The following is a 16,514-nucleotide window of genomic DNA, read 5'->3' as shown; positions in this document are numbered from 1 at the left end:
CATGGACCTGACGCTGATCTGGAAGGCGCTGCTGATCGGCGTTGTCGAAGGTCTCACCGAGTTCCTGCCCGTCTCGTCGACCGGGCACATCATTCTCGCCCAGGAACTGCTCGACTTCCAAGGGCCGCCGGGCAAGGTGTTCGAGATCGTCATCCAGCTCGGCGCGATCCTTGCCGTCTGCCTGCTCTATCGCGCGAAGATCTGGACGACGGCGATGGGTGTCCTGGAGCGGGACAAGCAGGCCACACGATTTGCAGTGGCCATTCTGGTGGCTTTCCTGCCGGCCGTCATCGTGGGCGTCGCGGCTCATAAGTACATCAAGTCGGTGTTGTTCAGTCCGTGGGTGGTCGCCATCGCCCTGATCGTGGGAGGCATCGCCATCCTGCTGATCGAGCGTTTCGCGCAGAGGCCTCGCATCAAGACCCTCGACGAAATCGACCTCAAGACCGCGCTCTACATCGGTCTCTGCCAGTGCGTGGCGATGATCCCCGGCGTATCGCGCTCGGGCGCCACCATCATGGGTGCGCGGATTTTCCGCGTCGACCGTGCAACGGCAGCCGAGTTCTCGTTCTTTCTCGCGATGCCCACCATGCTTGGGGCGACCGTCTACGACCTCTACAAGAACTGGTCGGCGCTGAGCTGGGAGCATGGCGGTGTGATCGCGGTGGGCTTCGTCGCCGCCTTCGTTTCGGCGATGCTGGTGGTCCGCGCATTCGTACGATTCATCAGCCGCCACGGCTTCACCGTTTTTGCCTGGTATCGGATTGCAGTGGGCGCATTGGCGCTCACCTTATTGCTCATGCGTTGAGCCTTTCATCCGGTGCAGCGCGCATGTCATAAGCCGCGCAAATCAGGTGGCATGCGCGTCGTCCTGAAACACGAGTAGGAGTACAGGTTTCATGCAACGTCGCAAATTCATTCGCACGGCCGGCATCGGGACCGCCGCCGCCGCCGCCACCGGCACCTTGGCCGCGCCGGCCATCGCGCAGTCCGCGCCGGAGCTGAAGTGGCGCATGGCGTCGAGCTTCCCGAAGTCGCTCGACACGATTTTCGGTTCGGGCGAGCTCTTCACGAAGTACGTCTCCGACGCAACCGACGGCAAATTCCAGATTCGCCTGTTCGCCGGCGGAGAAATCGTTCCCGGCCTGCAGGTCGCCGACGCCGTCCAGAACGGCACGGTCGAGATGGGCCACACGGCTTCGTACTACTATGTCGGCAAGGACCTGACCTTCGCGCTCGATTGCGCCGTGCCGTTCGGCCTGAACGCGCGGCAGCAGGATGCCTGGTGGAACTGGGGCAACGGCCGCCAGCTGATGAACGAGTTCTTCAAGGACTACAACATCCACTCGATCCCCTGCGGCAACACCGGCGCCCAGATGGGCGGCTGGTTCCGCAAAGAGATCAAGACCGTCGACGACCTCAAGGGTTTGAAGTTTCGCGTCAGCGGCTTTGCCGGCGAGGTTCTCACCAAGCTCGGCGTGGTGCCGCAGCAGATCGCCGGCGGCGACATCTACCCGGCACTCGAGAAGGGCACGATCGACGCGGCGGAGTGGGTCGGTCCCTATGACGACCAGAAGCTCGGGTTCAACAAGGTCGCTCCGTATTACTACTATCCCGGCTGGTGGGAAGCCGGCCCGCAGCTCTCGGCCTACGTGAACCTGGCCAAGTGGTCGGAGCTGCCGAAGTCGTACCAGGCCATTATCGAGGCGGCTGCCGCCAAGGCGCACACCTCGATGCTCTCCAGGTACGACGCCCAGAACCCGAAGGCGGTCCGCGAACTGGTCGGCGCCGGCACCAAGCTGCTGCCGTTCACGCCGCAGGTCCTTGAGGCCTGCTACAACGCGACCAACGACCTGTTCGCCCAGCTCAACGAGAAGAACCCGAAGTGGAAGAAGGTCTTCGAATCGTGGAAGCCCTTCCGCGCGGAAGAGGTCCTGTGGTTCCGCGTCGCCGAGAACACGATGGACAATTTCATGGCGCGCCAGTCGGCGGCCAACAAGCTCTAGGTTTCGGCGCCTGGGAACCCGGAAAACCCCGCTTCGGCGGGGTTTTCTTTGTCTGCCTGCTATCGGCACCTGCTTTTCATCGCCGTTGCGCCATGCGATAAGGCGGGACAAGAAGGCTTGGTTCGCGTGTCAGAAGGCGCGCGTTCAGTAAGGAAGAGACCTAGGGAGATAATCAGATGCAACGTCGCAAGTTCCTGCGCACGGCCGGTGTCGGCGGTGCGACGGTCGCCACCGCGGGCGTCCTGGCCGCCCCGGCGGTCGCCCAGTCGATGCCCGAGGTGAAGTGGCGCATGGCGTCCAGCTTCCCCAAGTCGCTCGACACGATCTACGGCGCCGGCGAGTTCTTCGCCAAGCGCGTCGCGGCGCTGACCGACAACAAGTTCCAGATCCGCGTCTTCGCTGCCGGTGAAATCGTCCCGGGCCTGCAGGTCGTCGACGCCGTCCAGAACGAGACCGTCGAGTGCGGCCATACCGCGTCCTACTATTATGTCGGCAAGGATCCGACCTTCGCCTTCGACACGGCGCTGCCGTTCGGCCTCAATACGCGCCAGCACAACGCCTGGGTCTATTTCGGCGGCGGCCTCGAGCTGATGCGGGAGTTCTACAAGGAGTACAAGCTGGTCTCCTTCCTGATGAGCCATACCGGCGCCCAGATGGGCGGATGGTGGCGCAAGGAGATCAAGACGCCCGAGGACATGAAGGGCGTGAAGATGCGCATCGGCGGCTTTGCCGGCCAGGTGATGGCGAAGCTCGGCGTGGTGCCGCAGCAGATTGCCGGCGGCGACATCTACCCGGCGCTGGAGAAGGGTACGATCGATGCGGCCGAATGGGTCGGTCCGTACGACGACCAGAAGCTCGGCTTCAACAAGGTCGCACCCTATTACTACTATCCCGGCTGGTGGGAAGGCTGCGCGGCCCTGTCACTCTATTGCGGCGAGAAGGCATTCGAGTCCCTGCCGCCAATGTACAAGGAAGCGATCGCCGCGGCGTCGGGCGACACGGTCAGCTGGTCGGTCGCCAAGTACGATGCGCAGAACCCGCGTGCGCTGCGTGAGCTGGTCGCCGCCGGAACGAAGTTCCTGCCGTTCCCGCAGTCGGTGATGGAGGCGTGTTTCGGAGCCGCGAACGAACTCTATGCCGAGACCATCGCCAAGAACCCGAAGTTCAAGAAGGTCTACGATTCCTGGAAGCCCTTCCGGAACGAGGAGGTTCTCTGGTTCCGTGTTGCCGAGAATACGTTCGACAACTTCATGGCGCGCCAGTCGGCAGCCAACAAACTCTGAGACCTCCGGCCCGGCCGGTCGAAAGCCCCGCTTCGGCGGGGCTTTCTGTTGTCGGGAGGAACCAATTCACGCCGAAACATTGCATATATTTAAGGATTTTCCGGCAGCCGGGCGCTTTTCAAAGTCAATTTCGCATGCCAGTGTTGCGGTGTTGAAGGGGGCCATGAAGGCAACCACGGGAGGAAAGAGAACCATGCAACGTAGGAAATTCATCAGGACCGCGGGTGTTGGCGCTGCGGGGGTTGCGGCGGCGACCACGATTGCCGCGCCGGCCATTGCCCAGAGCATGCCGGAAGTGAAGTGGCGCCTGACTTCCAGCTTCCCCAAGTCGCTCGACACGCTCTACGGCGGCTCCGAACTGTTCGCCAAGATCATCGGCGAGATGTCGGACGGCAAGTTCCAGATCCGACCCTTCGCCGCGGGCGAAATCGTTCCCGGCCTGCAGGTTGCCGATGCGGTGCAGAACGGAACAGTCGAGGCCGGCCAGACCGCCGCCTACTACTATTTCGGCAAGCATCCGAACTTCGTGTTCGAGACGGGGCTGCCGTTCTCGATGAACCAGCGCCAGTACTGTGCGTGGCTGGAGTTCGGTGGCGGCCACGAGTTGGTCAACGAGTTCTACAAGGAGTACAACTTCCGCTCCTTCACCTTCGGCGGCACGGGCTGCCAGATGGGCGGCTGGTTCCGCAAGGAAATCAAGTCGATGGACGACATGAAGGGCCTGAAGTTCCGCGTCGGCGGCTTTGCCGGCCTGATCCTCACGCGCCTCGGCGTGGTGCCGCAGCAGATCGCCGGCGGCGACATCTATCCGGCGCTCGAGAAGGGCACGATCGACGCCTGCGAATGGGTCGGCCCCTACGACGACGAGAAGCTCGGCTTCAACAAGGTTGCCAAGTACTACTACTATCCCGGCTGGTGGGAAGGCGCGTCGGTCGGCTCGCTCTACATCAACAACGATGCGTGGGCGAAACTGCCGAAGCCCTACCAGGCCATGGTCGAGACCGCTGCAGGTCGCGTCACGTCCTGGATGGTGCCCAAGTACGATGCCGGCAATCCGCCCGCGCTGCGTCGTCTGGTGGCGGCCGGTACGGAACTGCGGCCCTTCCCGCGTGCCGTGCTCGAGCCGTGCTTCCTCGAGGCGTACAAGTACTACGATGAACTCGCGGCGAAGGATCCGAAGTTCAAGAAGATCTACGACAACTTGAAGTCCTTCCGCGCCGACGAGAATCTGTGGTTCCGCGTGGCCGAGAACACCTTCGACAACTTCAACTTCGCGATGTCGGCACAAGGCCGCTGAGCGAAGCGCCTCAAGAGAAAAGCCCCGCCGGTTGGCGGGGCTTTTTTTGTGCCTTCGATCTACTTGAAGACGGGTGGAGGCGAGTCCTCGGTAGGCGGCGCCTCGAGTTCGATCTTGATCGTGGTGGGATCGATACCGTGCGGCTTGTCGAGGAAGTAGGTCACCGATTGGGGTACTGCGATCACGATCGCCACCATGAAGAGCTGCAGGATCACCCAGGGAATTGAGCCCCAGTAGATGTCCGAACTTTTCACTTCCTTCGGCGCCACGCTGCGCAGGTAGAACAGCGCGAAGCCGAAGGGCGGGTGCATGAACGAGGTCTGCATGTTCACGCAGAGCATGACGCCGAACCAGATGAGGGCGGCATCGGCTCCCACGACCGGCGCCAGGAGCTTCTGCGCGACCGGCGCCAGCATCGGAATGATGATGAAGGCGATCTCGAAGAAGTCGAGGAAGAAGGCCAGGAAGAAGACGAACAGGTTCACGACGATGAGGAAGCCCCAGACGCCGCCCGGGAGGCCGGTCAGAAGCTTCTCGACCCAGTGACCGCCGTCGACGCCGGCAAAGGCGATCGAGAAGCAGGTGGCGCCGACCAGGATGAAGGCGACCATGGCCGTGATGCGCATCGTCGCCTGGAGGGCCTGCACGATCAGGTCCCTCAGCTCCTGGTGCTGCCAGGCCCGCCAGCACAGCCAGATGACCGCGGCGAACATGACCGTGAAGGCGACCTTGAAGGCGAACGACTTGAAGGCAACGATCCCGATCAGGGCGCCGATGATGGCGGCGGCGCAGCCGGCGAGGAACATGATGCGGTCGAACTTGGTCAGTGGTGTGTTTCGCACCACCGCCAGGACGATCGCGCCGATCGTGCCCATGGCGCCCGCCTCGGTCGGGGTTGCCAGGCCCATCATGATGGTGCCCAGCACGAGGAAGATGAGCACGGCGGCGGGGATGATGCCCCAGGCGCACTTGACCAGGAGCGCCTTGCCGAACAGCGTCCGCGGCACCGGCGGCAGGGCCGCAGGCTTCACGAGCGTCAGGTAGAAGGTGTAGGCGGCAAACAGGGCGATCTGCAGCAGGGACGGGCCCCAGGCGCCGAGATACATGTCACCCACGGACTTGCCGAGCTGGTCCGCCAGGACGATGAGAACGAGCGAGGGCGGCACGAGCTGCGTGATCGTACCCGACGCGGCCAGCACGCCGGTCGCGTAACGCATGTCGTACTTGTATCGCATCATCACCGGCAGGGTGATCATGGCCATTGCGATGACCTGGGCGGCCACGGTGCCGGTGATGGCGCCGAGGATGAAGCCCACGATGATCGTCGAATAGCCCAGTCCACCCCTGATGGGACCGAACAGCTGGCCCATCGATTCGAGCATGTCCTCCGCCAGTCCGCACTTCTCCAGGATGGCGCCCATGAAGGTGAAGAACGGGATGGCGAGCAGCAGCTCGTTCGACAGGATGCTGCCGAACACGCGGCCAGGGATGGCCTGCATGAAGGCCATCGTGAAATAGCCCATCTCGATCGACAGGAACCCGAAGAAGAAGCCGACCGCGCAGAGCGAGAAGGCGACCGGGTAGCCGATGATCATGAAGACGACGAGGCCGCCGAACATCAGCGGCGGCATGTACTCCAGAGGAATCATTGCGTGGGCCTCTCGTAGTGAGCTTCGAGGCTATCCACGGCATATCCGTTGAGGAAGGCCACACGCTTGATGAGTTCGGAAAGGCCCTGCAGCGCGACCAGCGCGAAGCCCACGGGAAGCACCAGCTTGATCGGCCAGCGCAGCAGGCCGCCCGCATTCGAGGAGTGCTCGTAGACGTTGAACGACTGCATGAAGAACGGCCAGCTCAGCCAGGCCAGGATGGTGCAGGTCGGCAGGAGGAAGACCAGCGTGCCCAGGATGTCGATCCAAAGCTGCCCGCGGCGGCTCATGTTCATGTACAGGATGTCGACCCGGACATGCTCGTTGCGCTTCATCGTGTAGGCTGCGCCGAACATCACGATGACGGCGAACATGTACCACTGGATCTCGAGCCAGGCGTTCGAGCTGGTGTCGTAGGCGTAGCGCACCATGGCGTTGCCGGCGCTGACCACGCAGGCCAGCAGGACAAGCCAGTTACAGACACCACCAATCTTCTCGTTTAGCGCGTCGATAAGCGCGCTGAATGCCAGCAATGAGCGCATCCCGTCTCCCTTGATTGCGAGTTCTTCTTTGACCGCTCATCCGCGCTCGCTGACGGACCGGCTTTATTAGCTTGGTCCGCTGAGCGATGCCAGAGCTTGCAGGGGACTGAATTGCAGACGAGGTGCGTCAAGGCGCTCCAACGTCTGGAAAGTGCCTATCTCGCAGGCAACTCCGTCCATCCATCGGGACCGAAGAATTCCAGCGGACGAAACGAGCGCTTGTAGGCCATCTTGTTCGAATCGGCGATCCAGTAGCCGAGATAGACATAGGGCAAGCCCCGCCTGGCGGCGGCATTGGCCAGCCACAGGATCATGTGTGTGCCGAGGCCGCGTCGCGGATCCTGAGGGTCGAAGAAGCTGTAGACGGCCGACACGCCGTTCGACAGCCAGTCCACGAGGCACGCCCCCACCAGACGGCCATCGGCCGAATCGTCCCGGAACTCGATGATCGCCGTATCGACCGGGCTTTCCTCGACCATGGCGCGATAGTCGTCGAAGTCCATGTCGGCCATGTCGCCATCGCGATGGCGCGTCAGGACGTAGCGCGAGAACAGTGAGAACTGCTCGCCGGTCGCCAGGGCCTGCGTTTCGATCGCCTGGACATGTTCGTTGCGGCGCTGGATGCGACGCTGCGCCCGGCTGGGCTCGAAGTCCCGCACCCGGATACGCACCGGCACGCAGGCTTTGCAACCGTCGCACAGCGGCTTGTAGACGAAGTGGTGCGAGCGTCGGAAGCCGGCGTCTGTCAGGGTGTCGTGCTGCGAAATCGCGTCGGGTCCGCTCAGCTCCGTGACGAGCTTGGTCTCCAGGCGATGCGGCAAGTATGGGCAACGCATCGCCGGCGTCGTGCGGAAAAACCTGAGGGACTGGATGTTCTGGCGGATGAACATGTGCTTGCGGTTACGAGTGTACGCCACGGGCGTGCGAAGGAAAGCGCCAGTTCTTCCGCCAAAGGTCGATGACAGCCCTAGGTCAGGGCCCCTGGCGGCCCCGGGCGAGCCGGCGAAACGGCACCAAGGCCAATCGTATCAGCCTCGGCAACAGCCATATAAGGACGACCACGAACAATGCCAGCAGGCACAGAAAAGTGATCGGGTGGGCGATCGCCAGCGCCAGGCCCCCGAACACCGTGACGTCTTCGCCGAGGGAGGCAAGGACGTTGCTGAACGGTTCCGGCGAGCTGTTGATGAGCGCACGCGAGCCGGTCTTGGCGATGAGGGTTCCGGCCGCGAGCGTTCCGCCCAGCAGGCCGGCGATGATCGAGATCTCGGGACTGAGCCCTCCGGCGGCGCCATACGCCAGCAGCACGCCGGCAGGAATGCGCACGAAGGTCTGGAGCACGTCGTTGATGCTGTCGATGTAGGGGATCTTGTCGGCCAGGAAATTGAGCGCGAACAGGATCGCCGCCACGCCCAGCACCCAGGGCGATCCGAGGACCTGCAGGTCTTGGGACAGGGTGACCAGGCCAAGGCGTTGTGCGAGGCCGAGGACCAGCACGGCGGCATAAGCGTTCAATCCGCTGGCCCAGCCGGCCGCCAGGGCAACGGCGATGGCGGTGAGGGTTTCGGCGCTCATGCGGGAGAGGCTAGAGGGCGCGCCGCGCCTTGAAGGCGGTGGCGAGCGTCCCATCGTCGAGCCAGTCGAGTTCGCCGCCCACCGGCACGCCGTGCGCCAGCCGGGTCAGCGGCACGTCGTGCTCGGCCAGCCGCTCGGCGAGGTAATGCGCCGTGGTCTGTCCGTCGACGGTCGCATTGGTCGCCATGATCACCTCGCGGATGCCGCCTGCGGCGACCCGCGTCACCAGGCTGCCGATGTTGAGTTCCTCGGGGCCGATCCCGTCGAGCGCCGACAGCGAGCCGCCCAGCACATGATAGCGGCCGGAGAAGATGCGGCCGCGCTCCATCGCCCACAGGTCGCCGACATCCTCGACGACGCAGATCAGGCCGGCATCGCGGCGGGGATCGGCACAGATCGAGCAGGGGTCGATCGTGTCGAGGTTGCCGCAGATACTGCAGGTCCGGATGGCTCGCGCCGCGTCGGCCAGTGCGGCGCCCAGCGGCTGCATCAGCGTCTCGCGCTTCTTCAGGAGATGCAGCGCCACGCGCCGCGCCGAGCGCGGCCCCAGCCCCGGCAGGCGGCCGAGGAGGTGGATCAGCCGCTCGATCTCCGGGCCGTTCATCGGCGGTACGTCCCTAGAGCTTGAAGCCCGGCGGCAGCGGCAGTCCGCCGGTGATGTCGCGCATCTGCTCCTGCACGGTCTGCTCGACCTTGGCGCGGGCGTCGTTGGCGGCCGCCACGATCAGGTCCTCGACCACGCCCTTGTCCTCGGGCTTGAAGAGCGAGGCGTCGATCTCGATCCTGCGGGTCTCGTTCTTGCCATTGACCGTGACCTTCACCAGGCCGGCGCCCGACGAGCCCACGATTTCCAGGCGCTCGAGCGCCGCCTGCAGCTCCTGCATCTTCTGCTGCATCTGCTGGGCCTGCTGCATCAGGCCGCCAAGGTCCTTGAGCTTGTCGAACATCAGTACTCGCTTTCCGGGATATCGTCGTCGGCCGGGTATTCCTCGGCGGGGGGCGGCTCTTCGGCGGAGAAATCGCCGAGGCCGGAGACCAGGGAGGTCTGCTCGCCCTTGCGCCGCACCGTGTCCAGCTTGGCACCGGGGAATGTCTTCAATATGGCCAGCACCAGCTCGTTGTTCTCGGCGGAGCTGCGCAGGTCGTCAGCCTTGGTGGCCTTCTGCTGGATGAGCGTCGGCCTGCCTTCGGCGCTGGAAACCGAGGCGATCCAGCGGCGGCCGGTCCATTGGCTCAGGAGTTCGCTGAGGCGTGGCGCCAGATCGGCCGGTGCCTTGGGCTCCGGCCGGAATTCGATCAGGCCCGGCTCGCAACGCACCTCGTGCACATGATGCATCAGGCTGTGGACCAGCCGGGCCTCGCGGCGCGTCTCGAACAGCGCCACGACCTCGGTGAAGTTACGCGGCGCCGGCATCGCTGGCGCCGCCTGGGCGGCAACGGCCGTGGCCGGCTGGGTCGCCAGGCGCGCTACTGCGCCGCCACCACCGTTGCCTCGTGGCGCTGGCGGAGCGGATGGGCCAGCGGCCGGGACGCCGCCGCCATTTTGCAGCGACTTGATGGCGTCGGCGGGCGAGGGGAGGTCGGCGACGTAGCAGAGTCGGATCAGCGCCATCTCGGCGGCGCGCAGCGGCGAGGGAGCCGCGAGCGTTTCCTGCAGCCCCTTGAGCAGCAGCGTCCAGGCCCGCGTGAGCGAGGCCATGGAGAGCTTTCCGGCCATGGCCAGTCCCTGGGCGCGCTCGGTGTCGGCTGTAGAGGCCGCGGCCTCGGGCGCGACCTTGAGGCGCGTCACCCAATGCGTGAGTTCCAGCAGGTCCTGCAGCACGACCACGGGATCGGCGCCGGAATCATGCATTTCGCCCAGCGCCGCGACCATGGCCGGCGCGTCGCCGCGCATCACCTTCTCGAAGAGTTCGAGGACGCGGCTGCGGTCGGCCAGACCCAGCATGTCGCGGACCTGCGCGGCATCGACCACGCCGCCACCATGGGCGATCGCCTGGTCGAGCATGGAGAGACCGTCGCGCACCGATCCATCGGCGGCGCGTGCCAACAGGACCAGCGCCTCGGGCGAAATCTCGACCTTTTCGGCCTGTGCGATCTTGCCGAAATGCTCGACCAGCGTCTCCTGCGGCACGCGCTTCAGGTCGAAGCGCTGGCAGCGCGACAGGACCGTCACCGGTACCTTGCGGATCTCGGTGGTGGCGAACAGGAACTTGACGTGCGGCGGCGGCTCTTCGAGCGTCTTCAGCAAGGCGTTGAAGGCCTTCTCCGACAGCATGTGCACTTCGTCGATGATGTAGACCTTGTAGCGCGCCGAGACGGGGCGATAGCGCACGCCCTCGATCAGCTCGCGTACGTCGTCGATGCCGGTGCGGGAGGCCGCGTCCATCTCGATCACGTCGACATGGCGGTCCTCGGTGATGGCCTTGCAATTGTCGCAGACGCCGCAGGGATCGACCGTGGGGCCGCCGGTGCCGTCCGGGCCGATGCAGTTCAGCGCGCGGGCGATGATGCGGGCGGTCGTCGTCTTGCCGACGCCGCGCACGCCGGTGAGCATGAAGGCATGCGCGATGCGGCCGGTGGCGATGGCGTTGCGCAGGGTGCGCACCATCGCCTCCTGGCCGACCAGTGTCGTGAAATCGACGGGACGGTATTTGCGGGCGAGGACGCGATAGGGGGTTGCCGGATCTTCCGGGCCCTTGGTGGCCTGCGCCATGGCGATCACCCGCTATTCTGCGCCGTGGCCCCTTCAGGCCCGGCGGTCATCGCGCCCGGGCCGCCCGCCCTCCGCGTCGGCGCGCGCAGGGGAACGGGTGAGAGACCGGCATGACCCGAAGCGAATTCGTTACGGCTGCTTCCTTCCGGATCTGACCGGGTTGGCGACTGCTCCGCCCACACCGGCCCCTCAAGGCGCTTATATCAGGAGTCCGGGCGCCCGGCGCAAGGCCAGAGTGCAATCCGCGTGAGCACCCGTCGGACGGTTCCGCAAGGCATTGATATGAAATGATAAAAAAGAACCTCCCGTGCCTGCTCAAGACCGCTGGATCGGTGGGGCGCTCCATCATTCCATTACCGCTCCGCCTGCTTCAGGTCCTCATGAGTTCCGGCAACCAGGTAATAATTCCGGGGAAAATCATGCAAATGACCAACCCCAAGATCATGAGCGCGCAGAAAGGCATCGACGATCTGTAGATGTCCATCATCGTCACGCCCTTTGGTACGACCGCCTTCATGTAGAACAGGTTGAATCCGAACGGCGGTGTCAGGTACGCCAGCTCCATGTTGATCACGAAGAGGATTGCGAACCACAGGGGGTCGAAGCCGAGGGACGTCACGATCGGGAAGAAGATCGGCGCGGTCAGCAGGACGATGCCGGTCGGATCGAAGAACATCCCGAGCACGAACAGGATCAGCTGCATGGTGATGATCACCATCCAGGGATCGCCTACGCCCTTGATCAGTGTGCCGACCAGGGAGGAGGCGCCGGTGACGGCATAGAGCGCGGTAAACGCCGAGGCAGCGAACACGATCCAGATGACCATCGCACTCAAACGCAGCGTGATGAACAGCGCCGAGGTGAAGCTCTGCCAGGTGAATGTGCGCTTGATCATCGCACTGACGATCGCGCCGAGGGCGCCGATCGCCGAGGCCTCGCTCGGCGTTGCGATTCCGAAGAACATCGATCCCATCACCGCGAAAATCAGGCCGACGGGAAGAATCAATGCTCCCATCAGTTTGACTCGCTCGTTCAGCGGCAGCCGATCATCCGGCGGCACGCTTGGCCCCATGTGCTTCTGGAAGTAGCAGCGGACAAGGATATAGATCACGAACAACGAGCTGAGCAGCAGTCCCGGCAAAATGCCGGCAATGAACATCTCGCCAACCGAGACCCGCGAGGTCAGGGCGAGGATGATCATCAGAACGCTCGGCGGAATCAGGATGCCAAGCGAGCCGCCGGCCGAGATGCAGCCGATCGCGATGTCCTTCTTGTAGCCTCGCTTGAGCATGGAGGGGAGCGCGATCAGTCCCATCGACGTGGTCGCCGCCCCGCTGATGCCGACCATCGCCGCAAACATCGTGCAGATGAGAACCGTGCCGGCGGCGAGCCCGCCACGGAGCCCGCCCATCCAGTGGTACATCAATTCGTACATGTCCTCGGCTATGCCACATCGTTGCAGCATCGCCCCCATGAATATGAACATGGGCACGGCCACGAGCAGGAACATGTCCATGGCCATGTAGGTTCGGTTTGCCAGCACCGGCAGTGCGTGCGGCCCCCACAGCAAGATGATGAACAGCGTTGCGACGCCGCCGATGGCGAACACCAGCGGCAGCCCCAAGACCAGGAGAAAGATGAGACTGCCGAACAAGATCACTGTCAGCCATTCAGGGCCAAGGGCTAGCATGGACAAACTCCGGATGAGGTTTGGTCGCCGTCGCGCACCGATCGGATTCTTGTGAGTTCTGCGGTGAGTCGGGCGCTAGGGGACGTGCACGCGCACGGGAAACACTTCCTCGCCCTCGATGACAATGGCGACATCGCGGATCAGCTTGGCGAGCAATTGCATCAACAACAGGAAGCAGCCCACCGGCAGCGTCGTGCGCAACGGATAATAGATGGGCTTCCAGTGAGACATCGTCGTCTCGCCAATCGCCCATGAGTTGATCGTGAGCTGCAGCGATACCCAGAACAGGACGCCGATAAAGAGAAAGGAAAAGCCGCTGGTGAGGACATCGAGAATGGCGCGCCCCCGCGGCGAAAGCCGACCCCAGACGATGTCGACATTCACGTGAGCACCGGCCAGGAGGGTGTAGGCCCCACCCAGGGCGATGTAGCCCCCATAGCAGAACAACGATATCTCGAAGGCCCACTGCGAAGGTGAATTGAAGAAGTACCTCATCACGATCTCCCAGATCATGATGAGGAGCATCGGCACGATCAGGAACGCCACGATCCAGGCGAACCTGGCATTCAGCCAGTCCGTGAAGCGGAGATAGGCTTCGATTACTTTCACCCTGCACCCCCATCTCCGCCGGTCGTGCCGGCGATCGATTGCGTGAAAGACCACCGGGCCGGGCCGCCCTGGTGCGCAGCCCGTATCGCCCTGTGCTCGCGAGGCTTCGGACTCGCGGCCCCGAAGCGGCCACGAGGACCTGAATACCGGCTGATGCGGAGGCACCGCCCCGAGTACCTCCAGCACGATGCGCAACCGTCAAAGCATCGTGCCAGAGTGAACTCAGGCAGTCACCAGAACCTGATCAGCGCAGCCGCTCTGCGGACGTCTCAGGCCGGGAGACGTTTCGGCCCATAGTAGTCTTTGTACAGCTGCTTGGCCTGGCCGTAGATCTCGATCACCTTGTCGATGTTGGGATCCTTGCCCTTCAAACCGACGAACTTGCTCCAACACCAGTCGGCGGCCTTGGTCAATTCGTCATCCGGCATCATGATGGTCTGCATGCCGCCCTCGGCGAGCTTCTTGCGGCCACGCACGTCGGTCGGGATCGTCAGTGCCGAGATCTCGAGGTTCATCACGCGCGCCGCGGAGGTCATGACCTCCTGAAGATCCGGCGGCATCTCGTTGAAGGTCTTCAGGTTCATGATGACCTCGACGACGTCGTAGGGAACGACCGAGGGATTCAGGTAGTACTTGCAGACCTCGTACATCTTCATGCCGGCCCACGCGTCCGGCGAGCCGAACGCAGCCGCGTCCAGGATCTTCGTCTGGATCGCGGTGTAGACCTCGCCACCCGGCACCGTGACGATGGACGCGCCGTTGTGCACGAGCCAGTCGGCCCAGATGCCGAACGCGCGCACCTTCATGCCTTTGAAGTCGGCATATTTCGCAACCGGACGCGTCGACACCATCGCGCCCCACTCGTCCGAGCACATATAGGTGAGATGAGCGACGTTGTGCGGCTTGTAGGCTGCGGCCCAGAGCTCCTTGATCCCCATGAACTGGTAGATGTACTCGTAGAACTCGAGATTCGTGAAAGGGAAGAACGGCACGGCCCACAGATACTCGCCGACCGGCACGGTCCCGCGATGGTAGATCGGGGCCGTGACCGCGAGGTCCGCCACACCGGTACCGACGCCGCGGAAGGTCTCGCCGATGCCGAGCAGGACGTCGGCGTTGAAATTGGTGATCTCGATGCGACCACCCGACATCTTCTTCACGCGTTCGATGAATAGCTGTGCGGAACGGTCCTGCGACTCGATGCCGATGCCTGTCCAGTTGCTCTGGAGCTTCAGCTTCCAGGTCCGGTTCTGCGCGTGGGCGATCGCCGGCATGCCGAGCGCGGCGGCACCGCCCGCGACCACGGCTGCAGTCTTGAGATAGCTGCGCCGGTTCAGCGTGTTCTTCGAGCCAGCCGCCACATCGACAGACGCGGTGCTGGCCACGGACGAAGTACCACCTGCCTGTGTCGGCGCGGCGGGGTTCTTTACGGTCTTGTCAGGCATTAGAAGATCCTCCCATCGGTTGCTTCTTGCTAGGGCCTTTGCGGCCAACGCTTTATTGGCGGGAATCCCGATAGAATTCCCCGAGCGGTGCAAATACTCACGTCTTTCCAGTGTTCCCGCAAGGCAGAATCGCATGAAGACTGCGATCGCAAATTCCGGCACCGCGAACGGCCGAACTCTCGCAAGAATTCCGCTGGCGCCGCGACCTCGGCCATCGGGAAGGCGGTGTAGCGGCCGTGACGCTCGACCTTGGCCACGCGACCGGTTCGAGCAGGTCCTTCCAGCCGTCCGCCGAATGGACGTTGCCGGGCCAATGTCGGTGAACTGCCCTGCAGGCGATCGTCGGCGGTGGCCGCGATGTCGTGCAACAGCGCGAGGTTGGTGTCCGCGCGTCGGCCTCGGGATGGCGCCAGCCGCCGACCTGATGGCCGGGCGTCTGCACGAAGACGCCGAGGCGCATCCGGCAGTCCGATGGCTCCCTTAGGATGAGGTGAGGCTGGCTTGTCCTACGGCGCCGGGCGCTTCCACGGCAAAGTCCACGGTGACGCTGCCGGCCTTCTCGAAGACCAGGGTGATCGGCAGTTTGCTGCCAACCGCCAGCGGCGCGGCGAGGCCGCTCATCAGCAAATGATAGCCGCGTGGCTTGAGGATCTGCTGGTTGGCCGGCGGGATGACGAGGCCACCGTCCTGCTTGCGCATTTCGAGCACCGGGCCCTTGACCCGGATGGCATGGATTTCCAAGGAGCCTGCGACAGGGCAGCTGGCGGAAACGAGCCGATCTGTTTCGCCGTCGTTGACCACCGTCATGTAGCCGCCCGCGATATCCGGATGGGATGAAGACGACCGGGCCCAGGGCTTGACGATCTGGAGTGGGCCGAGGCTGGCGGCCGGAACTTCCTTTGGCTCAGAACGACGCAGCCACTTCAGCAAAATCCCTCCTCCACCGCGCCGTCAGTGCGCGAAATAGTGCATGCCGCCATCGACCGGGATGACCGCGCCCGTGATGTAGCGCGCCGCCGGAGAGGCCAGAAAGGCGACGAGATGTGCCACATCCTCCGGCTCGCCGAAATAGCCGATGGGGATGTTTCGCTCGATGAAGCTGCGGCGGGCTTCCTCGGTCGGGTGGAGCTTCTGCAGGATCTGCTCGCTGTTGATGCGCCCGGGCTGAATAGTGTTCACCGTGACGTCGTCGGCGGCGACGTCGCACGACAGTCCCTTTGCCCACAAATGAAGTGCGGCCTTGGCGGCGATGGCGGCGTTGAGGCCTCGCGGCTCCATGGATCCGCTGATGTTGACGATCCGACCCCATTTGCGGGCCCGCATCGCCGGCAGCAGCGCCTTGGTCAGCAGTCGCGCCGCCGTGAAGTTGAGCGCGAAGGCTTCCTCCCAGACATCCTCGCCAGCCTCCGGCCCGGTCGGCCGCGAGCCGCCGGCGCAGTTCACCAGGATGTCGATCGGGCCGAGCAGCCGGGTCGCGTCGGTCGCGATGCGCGCCAGAGCGGCCGCGTCGGTGACGTCGCCCGCGATCGCGGTCACGCCGTCGAGCCGCTCGATCTTCTCGGCCCGCCGTGCCGTTGCGACGACCCGCGCGCCCTGTTGCGAGAGGAGCCTGACGACCCCGGCGCCGATGCCGGAGCTTGCGCCGGACACGAGGCAGGTCCGATCCTTGAGCTGATAATCCATCGCGCCTTGATGGCGGAGAACG

16 protein-coding genes and 1 other RNA gene are annotated in these 16,514 nt (G+C 64.0%); 4 read left to right on the top strand and 13 right to left on the bottom strand.

Features of this window, described 5'->3' with window-relative positions:
* Nucleotide 1: 1 nt before the first annotated feature.
* From Q7V45_RS00830 to Q7V45_RS00815, 4 genes are all read left to right on the top strand, one after another.
* Entirely contained in the window at nucleotides 2–808 is an 807-nt protein-coding gene (locus tag Q7V45_RS00830; protein WP_304845417.1) for an undecaprenyl-diphosphate phosphatase, read from the top strand.
* 91 nt (nucleotides 809–899) lie between these two features.
* Nucleotides 900–2,006, top strand: a complete 1,107-nt coding sequence (locus Q7V45_RS00825) for a TRAP transporter substrate-binding protein (protein ID WP_304845414.1) — start codon at nucleotides 900–902, stop codon at nucleotides 2,004–2,006.
* A 176-nt stretch (nucleotides 2,007–2,182) separates the two neighbouring features.
* Nucleotides 2,183–3,289 (top strand): TRAP transporter substrate-binding protein, encoded by a 1,107-nt coding sequence (locus tag Q7V45_RS00820; RefSeq protein WP_304845411.1) that lies wholly within the window; start codon nucleotides 2,183–2,185, stop codon nucleotides 3,287–3,289.
* Between the two features lie 193 nt (nucleotides 3,290–3,482).
* Nucleotides 3,483–4,586 carry a TRAP transporter substrate-binding protein gene (locus Q7V45_RS00815; RefSeq protein ID WP_304845409.1) on the top strand — a complete coding sequence of 368 codons (1,104 nt, stop codon included), beginning with the start codon at nucleotides 3,483–3,485 and terminating at the stop codon, nucleotides 4,584–4,586.
* A 59-nt stretch (nucleotides 4,587–4,645) separates the two neighbouring features.
* Here the strand turns inward: Q7V45_RS00815 and Q7V45_RS00810 are convergent, their stop codons facing one another.
* From Q7V45_RS00810 to Q7V45_RS00750, 13 genes are all read right to left on the bottom strand, one after another.
* Nucleotides 4,646–6,235 carry a TRAP transporter large permease subunit gene (locus Q7V45_RS00810; RefSeq protein ID WP_304845407.1) on the bottom strand — a complete coding sequence of 530 codons (1,590 nt, stop codon included), beginning with the start codon at nucleotides 6,233–6,235 and terminating at the stop codon, nucleotides 4,646–4,648.
* A complete protein-coding gene (locus Q7V45_RS00805; RefSeq protein WP_304845404.1) occupies nucleotides 6,232–6,777 on the bottom strand; it encodes a TRAP transporter small permease subunit in 546 nt (181 codons plus the stop codon). The genes Q7V45_RS00810 and Q7V45_RS00805 overlap by 4 nt, the downstream gene beginning before the upstream one ends.
* 155 nt (nucleotides 6,778–6,932) lie before the next feature.
* Entirely contained in the window at nucleotides 6,933–7,694 is a 762-nt protein-coding gene (locus Q7V45_RS00800) for an arginyltransferase (RefSeq protein ID WP_304845401.1), read from the bottom strand.
* Nucleotides 7,695–7,749: 55 nt separating this feature from the next.
* The gene (locus Q7V45_RS00795; protein WP_304845398.1) at nucleotides 7,750–8,352 is read right to left on the bottom strand and encodes a DUF4126 domain-containing protein; all 603 of its coding nucleotides are present in this window, start codon (nucleotides 8,350–8,352) and stop codon (nucleotides 7,750–7,752) included.
* A gap of 10 nt (nucleotides 8,353–8,362) precedes the next feature.
* Nucleotides 8,363–8,956 (bottom strand): recombination mediator RecR, encoded by a 594-nt coding sequence (recR, locus tag Q7V45_RS00790; protein WP_304845396.1) that lies wholly within the window; start codon nucleotides 8,954–8,956, stop codon nucleotides 8,363–8,365.
* Nucleotides 8,957–8,969: 13 nt separating this feature from the next.
* Nucleotides 8,970–9,299, bottom strand: coding sequence for a YbaB/EbfC family nucleoid-associated protein (locus tag Q7V45_RS00785; protein WP_296328161.1), 330 nt, complete (start codon nucleotides 9,297–9,299; stop codon nucleotides 8,970–8,972).
* Nucleotides 9,299–11,065, bottom strand: a complete 1,767-nt coding sequence (locus Q7V45_RS00780; protein WP_304845387.1) for a DNA polymerase III subunit gamma/tau — start codon at nucleotides 11,063–11,065, stop codon at nucleotides 9,299–9,301. The genes Q7V45_RS00785 and Q7V45_RS00780 overlap by 1 nt, the downstream gene beginning before the upstream one ends.
* Nucleotides 11,066–11,161: 96 nt before the next feature.
* An RNA gene (ffs, locus tag Q7V45_RS00775) (signal recognition particle sRNA small type) lies at nucleotides 11,162–11,256 on the bottom strand.
* Between the two features lie 179 nt (nucleotides 11,257–11,435).
* Complete coding sequence (locus Q7V45_RS00770; protein ID WP_304845383.1) at nucleotides 11,436–12,755, bottom strand: TRAP transporter large permease subunit; 1,320 nt, start codon at nucleotides 12,753–12,755, stop codon at nucleotides 11,436–11,438.
* 75 nt (nucleotides 12,756–12,830) lie between these two features.
* Nucleotides 12,831–13,364, bottom strand: a complete 534-nt coding sequence (locus Q7V45_RS00765; protein WP_304845380.1) for a TRAP transporter small permease subunit — start codon at nucleotides 13,362–13,364, stop codon at nucleotides 12,831–12,833.
* Between the two features lie 269 nt (nucleotides 13,365–13,633).
* Nucleotides 13,634–14,809 (bottom strand): TRAP transporter substrate-binding protein DctP, encoded by a 1,176-nt coding sequence (gene dctP / locus Q7V45_RS00760; RefSeq protein WP_304845376.1) that lies wholly within the window; start codon nucleotides 14,807–14,809, stop codon nucleotides 13,634–13,636.
* Nucleotides 14,810–15,289: 480 nt separating this feature from the next.
* The gene (locus tag Q7V45_RS00755) at nucleotides 15,290–15,739 is read right to left on the bottom strand and encodes a copper chaperone PCu(A)C (protein WP_304845373.1); all 450 of its coding nucleotides are present in this window, start codon (nucleotides 15,737–15,739) and stop codon (nucleotides 15,290–15,292) included.
* 21 nt (nucleotides 15,740–15,760) lie between these two features.
* Nucleotides 15,761–16,492, bottom strand: coding sequence for an SDR family NAD(P)-dependent oxidoreductase (locus Q7V45_RS00750; RefSeq protein WP_304845370.1), 732 nt, complete (start codon nucleotides 16,490–16,492; stop codon nucleotides 15,761–15,763).
* Nucleotides 16,493–16,514 lie beyond the last annotated feature (22 nt).

It is taken from the genome of Reyranella sp. (assembly GCF_030651995.1).
In the GTDB taxonomy this organism is placed as follows: Bacteria; Pseudomonadota; Alphaproteobacteria; order Reyranellales; family Reyranellaceae; genus Reyranella.
Note: the sequence above shows the minus strand (reverse complement) of the source record. Positions and strands in the feature narration are given on the sequence as shown.

What these genes read in the sequence shown, in the direction of transcription:
- Q7V45_RS00830 (WP_304845417.1), top strand. Translation starts at nt 2, where the DNA reads ATGGACCTGACGCTGATCTGGAAGGCGCTGCTGATCGGCGTTGTCGAA.
- Q7V45_RS00825 (WP_304845414.1), top strand. Translation starts at nt 900, where the DNA reads ATGCAACGTCGCAAATTCATTCGCACGGCCGGCATCGGGACCGCCGCC.
- Q7V45_RS00820 (WP_304845411.1), top strand. Translation starts at nt 2,183, where the DNA reads ATGCAACGTCGCAAGTTCCTGCGCACGGCCGGTGTCGGCGGTGCGACG.
- Q7V45_RS00815 (WP_304845409.1), top strand. Translation starts at nt 3,483, where the DNA reads ATGCAACGTAGGAAATTCATCAGGACCGCGGGTGTTGGCGCTGCGGGG.
- Q7V45_RS00810 (WP_304845407.1), bottom strand. Translation starts at nt 6,235, where the DNA reads ATGATTCCTCTGGAGTACATGCCGCCGCTGATGTTCGGCGGCCTCGTC.
- Q7V45_RS00805 (WP_304845404.1), bottom strand. Translation starts at nt 6,777, where the DNA reads ATGCGCTCATTGCTGGCATTCAGCGCGCTTATCGACGCGCTAAACGAG.
- Q7V45_RS00795 (WP_304845398.1), bottom strand. Translation starts at nt 8,352, where the DNA reads ATGAGCGCCGAAACCCTCACCGCCATCGCCGTTGCCCTGGCGGCCGGC.
- recR (WP_304845396.1), bottom strand. Translation starts at nt 8,956, where the DNA reads ATGAACGGCCCGGAGATCGAGCGGCTGATCCACCTCCTCGGCCGCCTG.
- Q7V45_RS00785 (WP_296328161.1), bottom strand. Translation starts at nt 9,299, where the DNA reads ATGTTCGACAAGCTCAAGGACCTTGGCGGCCTGATGCAGCAGGCCCAG.
- Q7V45_RS00780 (WP_304845387.1), bottom strand. Translation starts at nt 11,065, where the DNA reads ATGGCGCAGGCCACCAAGGGCCCGGAAGATCCGGCAACCCCCTATCGC.
- Q7V45_RS00770 (WP_304845383.1), bottom strand. Translation starts at nt 12,755, where the DNA reads ATGCTAGCCCTTGGCCCTGAATGGCTGACAGTGATCTTGTTCGGCAGT.
- dctP (WP_304845376.1), bottom strand. Translation starts at nt 14,809, where the DNA reads ATGCCTGACAAGACCGTAAAGAACCCCGCCGCGCCGACACAGGCAGGT.
- Q7V45_RS00750 (WP_304845370.1), bottom strand. Translation starts at nt 16,492, where the DNA reads ATGGATTATCAGCTCAAGGATCGGACCTGCCTCGTGTCCGGCGCAAGC.